Here is a 13,635-nt window from a genome sequence, read left to right as displayed (position 1 = left end):
GAGACGTCATGGAATCCTTCAAACTCTACATCGACGGCCAATTTGACGCGGGTGCAGCGACTTTTACCTCGCTGAACCCGGCCACCGCTGAGCCGTGGGCCAATATAGCCGAAGCGCGCAGCGAGCAAACCGACCGCGCGGTCCAGGCGGCGGCGCGTGCTTTTGAATCTGACGCGTGGCGCGGGTTAACCGCCGGTGCGCGCGGCAAATTGCTGTTGAAGCTGGCGGATTTAATCGAACGTGACGCGCCAAAACTGGCACGTCTGGAAACGCTCGATACCGGCAAAATCATCCGTGAAACTCAGGCGCAGATTGCCTACGTGGCTGAATACTACCGCTTCTATGCCGGGCTGGCGGACAAGATGGACGGCGCCACGCTCAGCATCGATAAAGCCGATATGGAGACCTGGATAAAACGCGAACCGTTGGGGGTTGTCGCGGCGATTATTCCCTGGAACAGTCAGCTGTTTCTCTCCGCGGTGAAAATCGGGCCAGCCATCGCGGCCGGCTGTACGGTGGTGGTGAAAGCGGCAGAAGTTGCCCCGACGCCACTTCTGGCCTTCGCAGAGTTGGTGCACGAGGCCGGTTTCCCGGCTGGCGTCATCAACGTGATCACTGGATTTGCTGAAGGATGCGGTACGGTGCTGACACAGCACCCGCTGGTTGATCACATTGCCTTTACTGGTGGCGCAGATACGGCACGTCACATCATTCGCAACAGCGCGGAAAACCTGGCGAGTACCTCACTGGAGTTAGGCGGTAAATCACCGTTTATTGTGTTTGCTGATGCTGATTTAGACAGTGCAGCCAATGCGCAGGTGGCGGCCATCTTCTCTGCATCAGGACAGAGTTGCGTGGCAGGATCGCGTCTGTTGGTAGATGAACAAATCAAAGACGTATTTCTGGAAAAGCTGGTCAGCAAGGTACGCGGGATTGTGATTGGCTGCCCGCAGCAGCAGGAAACCCAGTTTGGCCCGCTGTGTACGGACAAGCAAAAAAGCAATATAGAGCTGGTCGTTAATCGCAGCATCGAGCAGGGCGCGCGTCTGGTGATCGGCAATCAGCCTATCGATCGTCCCGGTTTCTATTATCCGCCTACCATTCTGGATTGCAGCGCCGTACCGAATGCAGAAAGCGTGGTGCAGGAGCTATTTGGTCCGGTGTTGTCGGTGCTGACGTTTAAGGATGAAGCCGACGCGATTCGTTTAGCCAACGGCACAGAGTATGGTCTGGCGGCAGGCGTATTTACCCAGAACTTGACTCGCGCCCATCGCGTCACGCGTAAGTTGCGCAGCGGCGTGGTCTGGCTGAATACTTATCGCGTGGTTTCACCGCTGGCGCCATTTGGCGGCTACGGTAAGTCTGGCTTTGGTCGCGAAGGCGGCATTGACGCGGCGTTGGAATACACCACGACGAAAACCGTGTGGCTGCGTACCAGTGATGAGCCGATTAGCGATCCCTTTATTATGCGCTGATGGGTTAAGGTGCGCTTACATGCGCACCTACGGGAATCTGGTTTGCACTTATTAATGCGCACTCTACCAGAAATAACGTTGGAATTTTCAGCGTCGTTATTTATGACGACCGTCACATGTACAGTTGTTAAGCATTAAATAGCACCGGGAGTCTTACCGCCAATTCTTTAATAAGAAGACGAAAAACCATTCGTCGGGATGGCTGTGGCTTTTTTTCGCGAGGAAGGTTTTACCCACATTAAAAAACAATCCCATTTTGAGAATTGGAGGGTATGGTGAATACACAACCACGTCAGAGTCAAATTATAGAAAATAAGTCAGTGGATTATGTCCCGGAATCGGAACGCCACGGTAAATCGCACAGTTTATTTACCTTGTGGTTCTGTACCAACATTGCACCGTTGGCGGTAGTCAGCGGCGCGATTGCCACCGAAACGTTTCATCTGAATGTTATTTCCGCATTAACCGCGATTATTGCCGGTCATCTGTTTGGCGGGATCTTCCTTGCGTTAACCTCTGCGCAAGGGCCCAAAGTCGGCATTCCACAAATGGTGCAGAGCCGCGCGCAATTTGGTCGCTACGGTTCGCTGCTGGTGATTAGCTTTACGACGGTGATTTACCTCGGGTTCTTTATCTCGAATATTTCGCTATCCGGTAAAGTCATCAACAACGTCTTTCCGTCGATGCCGGTAAGCAGTGCCACGGTCATTGGCGCTATTCTTGCCACCGCCATTGGTATCGTCGGTTATCATTTTATCCATCGCATCAATAAAGTCGGTGCATGGATCATGGGTGCGGCACTGATTTTGGGCCTGGCGCTGATGGTGTCACAGCCCTTACCCGCAGACTTTTGGTCTCGCGGCAGCATGAGTGCAGCAGGGTGGTTTGGCACTTTCTGCATAGGTGCGGTATGGCAAATCAGTTTCTCTCCCTATACCTCTGACTACTCGCGCTATCTGCCCGCCAATGTCGGTATTGCACGCCCGTTTATAGCCACTTACTTAGGCGCCTGCGGCGGTACCATTCTGGCCTTTATCTTCGGCATGATGGCGGTCAATATCGCACCGACAAGCGATGCGATGATGTCAGTGCGCCACGCCACTGGCTGGCTCGGCCCTATTCTGATGGTGCTGTTCCTGGTCAATATTATCTGCCACAACTCAATGAATCTGTATGGCGCGGTATTATCACTGATCACCGCTGTGCAAACGTTCCGTCCACACTGGACGCCGGGTGCCGTAGTGCGTTTAGTGGTCTCATCACTGGTATTAGTGGGAAGCGTGTTAGTCGCCCTGGCAGCATCACAGAACTTTGTTTCGTTCTTTATTAACTTGATTCTGGCATTGATTGCGGTACTCATTCCGTGGATTGTGATTAATCTGCTGGATTTTTATTATGTCAATAAGCAGAAGTATGACGTTGAAGCGATATTTCGTGCTGATGGCGGACGCTATGGATTGCTCAATACCCAGGCATTGCTGGTCTACTTCGCCGGAATTTTAGTGCAGGTGCCTTTTGTTGAGAATGCATTCTTTTCCGGTCCCTATGCGAATTTAATTCCGGGTGTCGATATTTCGTGGATCATCAGTTTTGTGGTGACGAGTATCGCGTATCCGATATTTCATCGGAAAAATGAGTCCAGTCTGGTGAGCACCAGGAAAAGTAAGGCGTGAAGAGAAATCCTATAAGGTGAGTGCGCTATCGTTCAATTTCCGGGTGGAATACCACCCGGGGGATTTAATACGCCTGTTAGTTTAGCGAACCGCTTTTACTTTGCACACCGGCATTGATAATGCCGGTCTCTGTACAAATAGACCACATTTTCAACTACAAGCCTTACCAAGGCTCAGCTCGCTCAGCACGATGCCTGCTTTAGCGTATTAGCATCTCAAGAGCCATATTAATTTCAGCAACTTGGTTCCAGCTTCAATTATGTGACGTGTGTCCTGCGTGCCTTCACGCGGTTCACACACCGCACGGAGTAGACCTGAGGCTGGGAGAAGTCCACTAAGAGCGAACTGCAGATATTCGCACTTGTTCCCATTGATTCTGAGCAACGTCTAACCAGCAAATTCCGTCCTGGCGATCAGGCCGACACCTTGCCTCGCGGATCATCAATATGCTGTTTCGCCACGTCGTAACGAATACCCTCACGATTAAGGATGCGGACATGTTTGACCACGGTCGCTAGCGCTTTCAGGAATGTCTCTGAATATTCGTGTCGCTCATAGGCTTCAATGTCTGCCCAGCCCTCTGACAGATGAAAAGCATCCGGATTCACCAGGTCTTGTGAGAAAGCATAAAACACACAGCCAGGCAGTTGCTGTGCTGCCTGCATTTCCGGTTTTACAGCATCAATGAAGGTTTGCCGGTCATCAGGGTGTACGCGATAGTAAGCGCTGACGATAATTTCAGTCGGTTGGGTTTTGTCATGATCACCCGCAGAAGAAATGCGTGTGTCAGCTGTGTTGATACTCATTTTTTATCTCCAGTTATTTTTATCGAATGAAAAAACCGCTTCAGGCGGACTGTTCGCCACTGAATGCACGCCATGCGGCGAGGGTATCCAGCGATTCCCGCAGCAGTTTGATTTTTCCCTCTTCAGCCACCAACCTTCCGGCATAAGTCTGCTTGTACATCCGATCAGTGCCCGCCAGTTCGGCTTCCACGCTGTATTCGCCAAAGGCCTGGGTTGGGGTATCGATAAAGAACTGGATATTGCGGAAGCGGAAATCCGGAATTTTAACCAGTAATCCGGCGATAAAGCGTTCGATTTCAGCCGGCCCCTGCACTCTGTGCGGCAGGCCGAGCGTTTGCAGATAGGGCAGTTCCAGCACGCCATCTGCGGCAAAAAGAGCCGCGGCGGCTTTAGGATCCTGGATACTGTCCAGGTAGTTCTGGAGTAATTGAACGGCAGTTTTCATGATACGAGTGCTCCTGTTTTCAGTGCCGGACGACTGCCGGCGGCGTGAAGCAACAATAATAAAACTCAGGAGCAATCAAAACAGCAAAGAATGAAAGTCATCATTTCATAAATGAAATGATTAAGGGGATCACTTAGGCCAGCGCCATTCAGGTTCACTGAGATGTCTGGCAAAGAAGTCTGATAGTACCTTGACCTTTAACGGCCGACTGCGCGAAGTGGGGGTGACAAAATAGAGCCCGCCTTGTGTCATTGACCACTCATCCAGCAGATGTATCAGGCGGCCATCTTTCAGATACTCCGCGGCCATAAATTCCGGCAGTTCCGCAATCCCTAAGCCCGCCAGCAGAGGCGGCAGCAGGGCGTCAGAGTTGGTCACGCGCAACGGCCCGCTTGGGACAATGTCTTCCTGCGCGCCGGAATCATGTGTGAAGCGCCATACCTGGCTTCTGGCACGATAGGCATAACTGAAGCACTGCCGGGAAGTGAGTTCACGCGGATGCTGCGGTACACCCTGCTCAGCGAGATACGCCGGTGAGGCCACCAGATATTGCGTCACGGCACACAGCCTGCGCGCCACCAGCGAAGAGTCCGGTAATGCGGCAATACGTAACGCAGCATCAAAGCCTTCAGCAATCAGATCGACCGAGGCATCGGACAGATGCAGATCGACACTCAGCTCCGGGAACTGGCGGATAAGTTCTGGCATCAGCGGGGCTACCCAGCGTAAGCCAAACGACATAGGCACCGCTAAGCGCACCTGACCACGAGGCTGCACCGACATTTCATGGGCTTCACTTTCCACTTCTTCTGCCTGGCGATACATCTCTGAAGCCTTCGCCGCCATGCTTTGACCAAACTCCGTTAACGCCAGCTGGCGAGACGTCCGGTTAAACAGCCGGCCGCCCAGCCGCTCTTCCAGACGAGCAACTGCACGTGACACGGTGGGCACGGAAACGCCCATCACTCTGGCTGCTGCCGCAAAAGAACCTTCCTCTGCCACTTTCGCAAACATCGCGAGTCCTTCGAAATCGGGGAATCTGTTCATTTCAAATCTGCAATGATGAGTTTCAAATCATTCTATTTTGAAAGTCGCCGCACGTCGATATGCTTATTCCATCGCGACAACAACCGCTGTCGTCAATGAGCTGATTCACTTATCACAGGAATATAAGACATGAAAACTCAACGTATCGCTTCAACGCTGTTTGCTTCTTCTCTGCTGCTGGGCGCTGCCAGCCTCTCTGCTCCGGTTTTCAGCGCTGACGCTGCACCGCTGGTCACCATCTCAGGTGTTGACCACGCCGGTATCAACGTTCCTGACCTGGCTAAGGCCATCGCGTTTTTCCAGACCACCTTCGGCGCCAGGATTGAATCGGACATCACCCCTGGCGCTATCCCGGATGCATGGAAAGCCGCGTTTAACTGGCATCAGTCCAGTGACCTCAAGCGTTTTGTCATGATGCGTCTGCCTGATGGCACCGGGGTCGAACTGTTCCAGTACAGCGGTGCGCAAATCGGCCATTCACGTCCTCACCAGGATGATGACGCGGCAACGCATATTGCACTGAGAACGCATGATGTGCCCGCCAGTTTTAAGGCGATTCAAAAAGCCGGACTGAAAACCCTGAATGAGCCGGTAACCAACGCCGACGGCACTCAGTGGTTCTATTTCCTGACGCCATGGAGTTCGCAGATTGAGCTGGTAGGCAAAGCGAAAGCAGCAAACTGACAGAGGACAGAAACATGAAAAAGGTATTCACCCAATCCCTGCTGCTGGCGGCATTGCTGGCCGGGTCACATAACGTATTAGCGGAGAACACAACCATGAACATCACGACGGCTCAGATAGCACCCGCAGGCTTGCAGCAGCTCATCGATCGCCACTTTGCTATCTGGAATAACACCGATGCTGTTGAACGAGAGAAAGCGTTTGCGGCTGTTTACTCATCAGATTTTTTCGTTGCCGATTATGACGGACTGAACGCAGGGGCGGACCGCGTGAATGCCGCCATCAGCAGAGTTCAGTCACAGCATCCGGGCTTTATCTTTACCCCGGCAGATGTCGAGTGGAATCACGGCATTGCCCGTGTGACCTGGGGTTATGGTCCAAAAGACAATCCGTATCTGGTGCGGGGAGAAGATGTCTTTACGGTCAGTGAGGGCAAGTTGTCGAGCGCTCGGGTATTTCTCAATAAGTAGCGTTGCTCTTGAGTGATTTTGATTATCCACCCACGTGGAAAGTGTTTTCCGGATTTGTGCATTTTTTCGCACTTATTAATGACGTTACAGTGCTCACCGGACTCAGCAGTCTGACCTTCACTGTAACCCGATGACTTCAAGAGCTAATTCATAACTTGATTAAGGAGTTTCACAATGAGTAAAAAACTTTCAGGCAAAATCGCGTTAGTCACGGGCGGCAGCTCAGGTATTGGTCTGGCCTCAGCACAGGAGCTGGCGGAGCAGGGGGCGAAAATCTACATCACCGGCCGCCGTCAGGAAGAGCTTGATGCGGCAGTCGCCCTCATCGGGCCGTCAGCGACAGGGATCCGCGCGGATGCCTCTGTTCTGGCCGATCTCGATACGGTGTTTTCCACCATTGCGGGTGAATCAGGTAAGCTTGATGTGCTGTTCGCGAATGCCGGTGGCGGTGACATGATGCCGCTCGGCGCCATCACTGAAGAGCATTTTGACCGTATTTTCGGCACCAACGTACGTGGCCTGCTGTTCACCGTACAGAAGGCCCTTCCGCTGCTGACCAACGGTGCCTCCGTCATTCTTACCGGTTCGACTGCTGCGGCGAAAGGTACCGCCAGCTTCAGCGTCTACAGCGCCAGCAAAGCCGCCGTGCGTAATCTGGCACGCTCCTGGGCGCTTGACCTGAAGGAACGTGGCATCCGCGTCAATGTGGTCAGCCCGGGTCCTGTCCGTACCCCAGGTCTGGGAGGTCTTGTGCCGGAAGAGCACCGCCAGGGTTTGTTTGATGCACTCGCCGCCGGCGTACCTCTAGGTCGTTTGGGTGAACCGGAAGAGATCGGTAAAACCGTGGCATTCCTGGCGTCTGATGATGCGAGCTTTATTAACGCTGCGGAAATATATGTAGACGGTGGCTTAGCGCAGATCTAATTCATTACCAGACAGACCCTCTTAATTATTTATAAAAACGGCGACATGATTATTTATTTTGTCGGTGGATAGCCTTGCGCCATGCATATCAGAACGATGAATAAATGTCGTTGTAAAAGACGATATTTATTCATTCGGTAATGACGTCAGGCCAGGAATAACCTGCACATCATCAACGGAGAAACAAAAAATGAGCTTTATTACCACACCTGATAACACTCGTCTTTTTTATAAAGATTGGGGCGACAAAAATGCACAGCCAGTTATTTTCTCTCACGGCTGGCCATTGAGTTCAGATGCCTGGGATGGGCAGATGCTTTTCCTGTTGCAGCAAGGGTATCGTGTGATAGCGCTTGACCGTCGCGGTCATGGTCGCTCGGACCAGCCATCTTACGGCAATGACATGGACACCTACGCCGACGACCTCGCCGTGCTGCTGAATGAGCTGGATGTAAAAAATGCGGTGCTGGTTGGGCACTCGACCGGTGGCGGTGAAGTGGCGCATTACATCGGGCGCCATGGCGAAACTCGAGTAGCAAAAGTGGTGCTGGTTGGCGCGGTTCCGCCCATCATGATTTCATCGGCTGAGTGGCCTGAAGGCACCGATATGGCGGTGTTCGATGGCATCCGTAAAGGTGTCTTTGATAACCGTTCGGACTTTTATCTCAACCTCGCTATCCCTTTCTACGGGATGAATCGCGAGGGGGTAGAGATCAACGAAGGCCTGCGCCTGAGCTTCTGGAATCAGGGCATGGCCGGTTCAATTGTCGGTCAGTACGCCTGTATCAGAGAGTTCTCGGAAGTGGATTACACTGAAGACCTGAGAAAAATCACCGTGCCAGCACTGGTCATTCATGGCGATGATGATCAGATTGTCCCGATCGGTCACTCTGGGCTGTTATCTGCTGAGATTATCCCGCATGCCGAGCTGAAAATTTATCCCGGTGCGTCTCACGGTCTGGCGGCAACCCATCAGGATCAGCTTAATCAGGATCTGCTGGAATTTATTCAGTCTTAGGTCATCCGAGCCAGCCACCTCATTTAATTATGAGGTGGTCGCGCTATTTAATTTGTTTTTACCCTCACGCCGCATTTTCCTTTTCATTTTTTGGAATAAAGGCACGCATGCGTATGAAGTTATATCAATTAATTCCTTTCCTGTTGGTGCTGTTATTTATGGCGGATGTTGAAGCACAGGATCACGCACATCAGTCTGGCACTGCTGAATCCGCATTCATCCAGGACAATCAAACAGCGATGGACAGGATGATAACAGCCATGGAGGTCAAGCCATCTGGCAACATTGATGATGATTTCGTGGCGATGATGGCCCCGCACCATCAGGGGGCGATAGACATGGCCATCGCCGAACTTCGCTACGGCTCCAATCCGCAGCTTCGCCGTCTCGCGCAGGAAATTATTGTCACTCAGCAGCAGGAGATCACTGCCATGTATCAGGCACTGAATAAACCGCTGCCGCCCGCGCAGGCGGCTCCCGACCAGATTGCGCCAGTAAAGGGTATGACGCCCTGATAAATCACACCGATTTTCCTTTTGACAGACCCCACTGAACAGGATGATGCAATGAAAACGTTATTAAGGACCGGACTTGCTGTCGCTGTCGCGCTCTCTGCTTTGCCCGCGATGGCAGGCCAGGCTCCCTTTGGTGCTGCAGCCGCCGAGATTCCCCTAAGCCACCATGACCGTGTGTATGCCGCGGAGCAGTTCTCGAATACCGTCTCCGTCACCGATCCAGCCAGTAATAAATTGCTCGGCGTTATCCGATTGGGCGATCCTCAGCCGGCAAACCTGAGTCCCCTGTACAAAGGCCAGGTGTTGGTACACGGCATGGGATTTTCACCGGATCGTAAAACGCTGGTTGTGGTCTCAATTGGCTCAAACTCAGTGAGCTTTATCGATACTGCGACGAACACCGTCAGGCATATCACCTACGTGGGACGTTCTCCGCACGAGGCGTTCTTTACGCCAGATGGAAAAGAAGTGTGGGTGACGGTCCGTGGCGAGGACTACGTTTCGATACTTGATGCCAGCAGCGGTGAAGAGAAGACGCGCATTAAAGTGCCTGGCGGTCCAGGCATGCAGATCTTTTCCCCTGACGGGCAGTACGGTTACGTCTGCTCTTCGTTTAACCCGGAGACCGTGGTGGTTGACGTCAGGACGCACAAAATTGTCGGCTCGGTGAAACAGGCCAGCCCGTTCTGCCCGAACATCGCGGCAACGCCAGATGGCAAACAGGTGTGGTTTACCCTTAAGGACACGGGGAAAGTCCAGGTCTTTAACGCAAGGCCGCCTTTCAACATTATCAAAATGCTGGATACTGGCCCCATCACCAATCACGTCAACATCGTCGAAAACGCGAAAGGCAGTTTTGCATGGGTCACGGTCGGTGGTCTGAACCGAGTCAACGTCTACCGCACTGATGACTTCTCACAGGTGGCCTCTATCCCGGTCGGAAATCTCCCGCACGGGCTGTGGCCATCTGGTGACGGGAAACGTATTTACGTTGGTCTGGAGAATGCCGATGCGCTCGCAGCGATTGATACGGCGACTTATAAGGTGGTAGCTACGATCCCTATTGGGCAGGCGCCGCAAGCGGTTGCTTATGTGCCTGGTGCTGTGCCGCAAGGTGATGGCATGCAGGGCTTGCAGCCTCTGGGTATCGCCGGGCAGGCAGTGCATCTCCAGTTGAAAAGCGTGGGTGCTGCCGAAAATGCGCAGGCGATGACAACGGTTTCACTGTTTGAACAAGGGATAACCCAGGTTCTGCAGGCGTCGGCGACGGGTTTAGAACCCAAACAACCTTACCTGCTGGCATTGTCATCGCGAGCCGACGGCAGCGGTGAACTGGAACCCTTGACGCGCTTTATGACTAACCCTGCTGGTGCGGCCATTGTTAACGCGGTTGGCCCGATACGGCAGATCGTAGATGCCCGACACGCGGATGAACGTCGCTACCTTGTGATTGCCAAAAGCGACGACAGTCACCAGGGGAGCGTCGTCCAGGTTCAGACGCGCTAATGCCTAACGGGTGTGGTCAATCCCGTCACTACGCGTCTGCATGAGTAAAATTGTGGTTCACTCTCACCCGCCTAAATGGTGGGTTTTTTTTATGGATTAATACGGCAAAAACGCCTCTAAATATCATTCATATTTTTTGAATGTTTTCGATCAATCTCTTTGCTTTTAAACCCAGGTTTGTAAGCGCATGATTAATCTATTGAGGCAGATAGCCTTACAAACTAAATAAATCATTGAGGAACAGACCATGAAAAACATCAAAACTTTCGTTGCAGTTATCGCACTTTCAGCTGTTTCATTCGGTAGCTTTGCTCAGAGCGTCACCGCGTCAGCCTCTACTCTGGATGCCGCAGAAGCGCAGATTGCTGCTCAGGCGCATCAGGCAGGTGCTTCCTACAAAATTACCAGCGCCCGTTTCAACAATGGTGCCTATATCTCTGCTGAATTGACCAAATAAGTTGGTCTCTAATAGATGATTAAGGGCCGCTCAAAGCGGCCTTTGGTTTTTGGGCGGAAGGCATGAATAGCCGGATGAAGGGCGCTGCCGTTCAAATTTGTCTTACTGATTTATTGCTGCTGGAAAACCAGAACCCAGTACGATGAAGCGAAGTATTTGCTGGCTCTCAAATCGCGACACTCGACCTTACTGAAGCCATAAAAGCTTGTCGAATGTCTCAGGGCGTGAAGCAGACATTATCTGATGGCAGATGAATATTTTTATCACATTAAACATAACTTCCCTTCTGACACCGCCGCTGTTACTCCAAAACGCCAATGTCGTACGGAACAATTCAGAGATGATGTCTCTGAATTAGTCTTACATCTCCACAGGCTCAGCTCAGAATATAGAGGTGTCATGCTTCAACTGATGGTGGGACAGGACAAAGATTCAGCTTTTGCCCTGTCCCATGTAACAGACTGGCCGCTACGCTAACATTCTGCGGATAGCATTACACCGTAAACTCATGGCTGTCTGGGAAACCTCCGATGCCGGAGCAAGAAGATCAAAACCATGATTAACACCTGGATATAAATGAAATTCTGTCTGAACCGCTGCTGAAACTGAACGGCTGGCCCATTCAATATTTTCATTGCAGAACAGATCCAGTTCGCCAACATCAAGGTATGTCGGCGGAAGCCCAGTCATATCTGATACCGTAGAGGCACTGATGTAAGGAAGTAAATCATTTTCAACTTCATTACCCAGCCGCGCAGCCCAGCCAGTCGTTACGTCATCGACAGACACCGATAAAAAAGGCGTTAATGCCGGACTTACAGCCGCAGTCTTGTGATCAATCATAGGGTAAATCAAAACTAACCCGGCCAGCGAGATTTGATGGTCACGCGCATATATTGCCGTGGAAGCAACGATACCGCCTCCTCCACTGTCTCCCATTAACACGATTTTTTTCGGGTCGATATCCAGATCTGTTGAGCTATCCTTTAACCAATTCCACGCAGCAATAACCTGCTTCGTTTGTGTTAACCCATTTGTTTCAGGTGACAGGCCATATTCGAGAGAAATGAAATCAATGCCGCTTTCTGACGCATAGTTACTGACGATTTTATCGTATAACTCACCAGTCCCTCCCACACCAGCACCACCATGGACATACAAAACTATTCCTTTCGATAACGACCGTTCTGGAGAGTAACGGCGCGCGCTTAATTGCAAACCGTCATACGGTATTTCAACATCAGTGAACGTCAGACCCTGAGGTATCGCCAGTCCTTGATTTACAATCTCATAAAATCCTGCCAGCCGGCTTCTGAGGCTGAAAGCATCGCCGGGAATGACCGCTGGCAGCGCTGCTAAAGCGGGCTGCAAAATTGCCAGTTGTTCGGCAAGTTGTGGATCAAGTACATAGCTCATCATAATTCCTTATTTAGTGTCTCGAATCAGATTATGATTTACTGTATGCCTGTCTCAAATGACATATAAAGGCTCTTTTAGGACATGTTGCGTAACATCGGTTTTTTAATTTTTCCTGACTTTAACCTTCTCGATTTGAGCGGGCCGCTGAGTGTTTTCGAGACTGCAAATAATTATCTTGAGCTGGAAAACCAATATGTGCTTGAAATAATTAGTGTAAAAGAAGGAGTAATAGAAAGCTCAATCGGTGCAACCCTGCATGCCGGTTCTGCTGAAGGAAAAGTATTTGATGTATTGATTGTTCCTGGCGGGCGTGGTGTTGATACTGCCAGCTTAGACCCAGAAATACTGGCGCTTTTTAAGCGCGACATCGCATCACGTTACGTATCGGTATGTACGGGGGCATTTCTTCTCGCTGCTTCCGGAAAACTGTCACAAAAAAAAGCGACCACGCACTGGGCACGGGCAGCTGAGCTTAAGCGATTACACACGGATATAATGCTTCAGCCTGATGAGATAGTGGTCGAAGATGGGGACGTATGGTCTTCCGCTGGCGCGACGGCAGGTATGGATATTGCGTTAGCACTGGTTGAGTCTGAACATGGGAAAACGCTTACGCACCTTGTGTCCCGCATTCTGCTTATCCCACATCGGCGTACACGTGGTCAGCTACAGTATGTGAAGATGCAGGCTATAACTCCGCCACCGCCACGCCTTCAAAAAATTCTTGAGTTTATTAGCCTGAATTTACAAGAAGATCTAAGCGTATCAGCTCTGGCTGAACGGGCATTTCTGAGTGCCAGACAGTTATCTCGCGAATTTATTACCTATACCGGTCTTTCACCGGCTCGTGCCGTTGAAAGTATACGAGTCGAATTTGCACGAAGTAAAATAGAAAATACCAACCTTCCGTTATCCTCTATCGCAAAAGAAAGTGGCTTTCAAAGTCTCGCGCATATGAGGAAAGCTTTTGTCAGAACCTTCAACATTTCTCCTCGCAATCTGAGAACACACATGTGATTGCCACTGGACAATATGTTCCTGCAGTACAGCCTGGAGGATTTGTGCTGACCGATGTCGCTTTAGTGCTTAATGTTGATTGAAAATGATGAATGGCTGCTGTCCAGAGAATGTCCGCAAGAATAATGTTAGCAATGTCCGATCCTGGCACAGAGCGGTTTAATAAGTGTGTTGCATCC

Annotated in this window: 14 protein-coding genes; 10 read left to right on the top strand and 4 right to left on the bottom strand. The window is 51.2% G+C overall.

The genetic code is table 11. From position 1 onward, the window contains the following. Nucleotides 1–8 precede the first annotated feature (8 nt). Nucleotides 9–1,475, top strand: coding sequence for an aldehyde dehydrogenase (locus QMZ30_RS10770; protein WP_283227351.1), 1,467 nt, complete (start codon nt 9–11; stop codon nt 1,473–1,475). 272 nt (nt 1,476–1,747) lie between these two features. Further along, nucleotides 1,748–3,148 (top strand): purine-cytosine permease family protein, encoded by a 1,401-nt coding sequence (locus tag QMZ30_RS10765; protein WP_283227350.1) that lies wholly within the window; start codon nt 1,748–1,750, stop codon nt 3,146–3,148. Nucleotides 3,149–3,561: 413 nt separating this feature from the next. Here QMZ30_RS10765 and QMZ30_RS10760 read toward each other — a convergent pair whose 3' ends face one another. From QMZ30_RS10760 to QMZ30_RS10750, 3 genes are all read right to left on the bottom strand, one after another. Next, nucleotides 3,562–3,954: a putative quinol monooxygenase gene (locus QMZ30_RS10760; RefSeq protein ID WP_283227349.1), complete on the bottom strand. Its 393-nt coding sequence runs from the start codon at nt 3,952–3,954 to the stop codon at nt 3,562–3,564. 40 nt (nt 3,955–3,994) lie between these two features. Beyond that, complete coding sequence (locus QMZ30_RS10755) at nt 3,995–4,399, bottom strand: nuclear transport factor 2 family protein (RefSeq protein ID WP_283227348.1); 405 nt, start codon at nt 4,397–4,399, stop codon at nt 3,995–3,997. Nucleotides 4,400–4,528: 129 nt separating this feature from the next. Beyond that, nucleotides 4,529–5,413 (bottom strand): LysR family transcriptional regulator, encoded by an 885-nt coding sequence (locus QMZ30_RS10750; protein ID WP_283227347.1) that lies wholly within the window; start codon nt 5,411–5,413, stop codon nt 4,529–4,531. A 162-nt stretch (nt 5,414–5,575) separates the two neighbouring features. Here QMZ30_RS10750 and QMZ30_RS10745 point away from each other — a divergent pair, with 162 nt between their 5' ends. From QMZ30_RS10745 to QMZ30_RS10715, 7 genes are all read left to right on the top strand, one after another. Next, nucleotides 5,576–6,130 carry a VOC family protein gene (locus QMZ30_RS10745; RefSeq protein ID WP_283227346.1) on the top strand — a complete coding sequence of 185 codons (555 nt, stop codon included), beginning with the start codon at nt 5,576–5,578 and terminating at the stop codon, nt 6,128–6,130. A 14-nt stretch (nt 6,131–6,144) separates the two neighbouring features. Then, nucleotides 6,145–6,600, top strand: coding sequence for a nuclear transport factor 2-like protein (locus QMZ30_RS10740; RefSeq protein ID WP_283227345.1), 456 nt, complete (start codon nt 6,145–6,147; stop codon nt 6,598–6,600). Nucleotides 6,601–6,774: 174 nt separating this feature from the next. Beyond that, nucleotides 6,775–7,524: an SDR family NAD(P)-dependent oxidoreductase gene (locus tag QMZ30_RS10735; protein WP_283227344.1), complete on the top strand. Its 750-nt coding sequence runs from the start codon at nt 6,775–6,777 to the stop codon at nt 7,522–7,524. Nucleotides 7,525–7,714: 190 nt separating this feature from the next. Continuing rightward, nucleotides 7,715–8,542 carry an alpha/beta fold hydrolase gene (locus QMZ30_RS10730; protein WP_283227343.1) on the top strand — a complete coding sequence of 276 codons (828 nt, stop codon included), beginning with the start codon at nt 7,715–7,717 and terminating at the stop codon, nt 8,540–8,542. 107 nt (nt 8,543–8,649) lie between these two features. Further along, complete coding sequence (locus QMZ30_RS10725; RefSeq protein ID WP_283227342.1) at nt 8,650–9,057, top strand: DUF305 domain-containing protein; 408 nt, start codon at nt 8,650–8,652, stop codon at nt 9,055–9,057. Nucleotides 9,058–9,108: 51 nt separating this feature from the next. Beyond that, entirely contained in the window at nt 9,109–10,563 is a 1,455-nt protein-coding gene (locus tag QMZ30_RS10720) for a YncE family protein (RefSeq protein WP_283227341.1), read from the top strand. 247 nt (nt 10,564–10,810) lie between these two features. Then, nucleotides 10,811–11,020 (top strand): YdgH/BhsA/McbA-like domain containing protein, encoded by a 210-nt coding sequence (locus QMZ30_RS10715; RefSeq protein ID WP_282996849.1) that lies wholly within the window; start codon nt 10,811–10,813, stop codon nt 11,018–11,020. A 468-nt stretch (nt 11,021–11,488) separates the two neighbouring features. Here the strand turns inward: QMZ30_RS10715 and QMZ30_RS10710 are convergent, their stop codons facing one another. After that, nucleotides 11,489–12,436, bottom strand: a complete 948-nt coding sequence (locus QMZ30_RS10710) for an alpha/beta hydrolase (protein ID WP_283227340.1) — start codon at nt 12,434–12,436, stop codon at nt 11,489–11,491. Nucleotides 12,437–12,520: 84 nt separating this feature from the next. On the opposite strand from QMZ30_RS10710, the gene QMZ30_RS10705 reads away from it, so the two are divergent. After that, nucleotides 12,521–13,456: a GlxA family transcriptional regulator gene (locus QMZ30_RS10705; RefSeq protein WP_282996847.1), complete on the top strand. Its 936-nt coding sequence runs from the start codon at nt 12,521–12,523 to the stop codon at nt 13,454–13,456. The last annotated feature ends 179 nt before the right edge of the window (nt 13,457–13,635 follow it).

Source organism: Pantoea sp. EA-12, assembly GCF_030053355.1.
Lineage (GTDB): Bacteria > Pseudomonadota > Gammaproteobacteria > Enterobacterales > Enterobacteriaceae > Pantoea > Pantoea vagans_C.
Note: the sequence above shows the minus strand (reverse complement) of the source record. Positions and strands in the feature narration are given on the sequence as shown.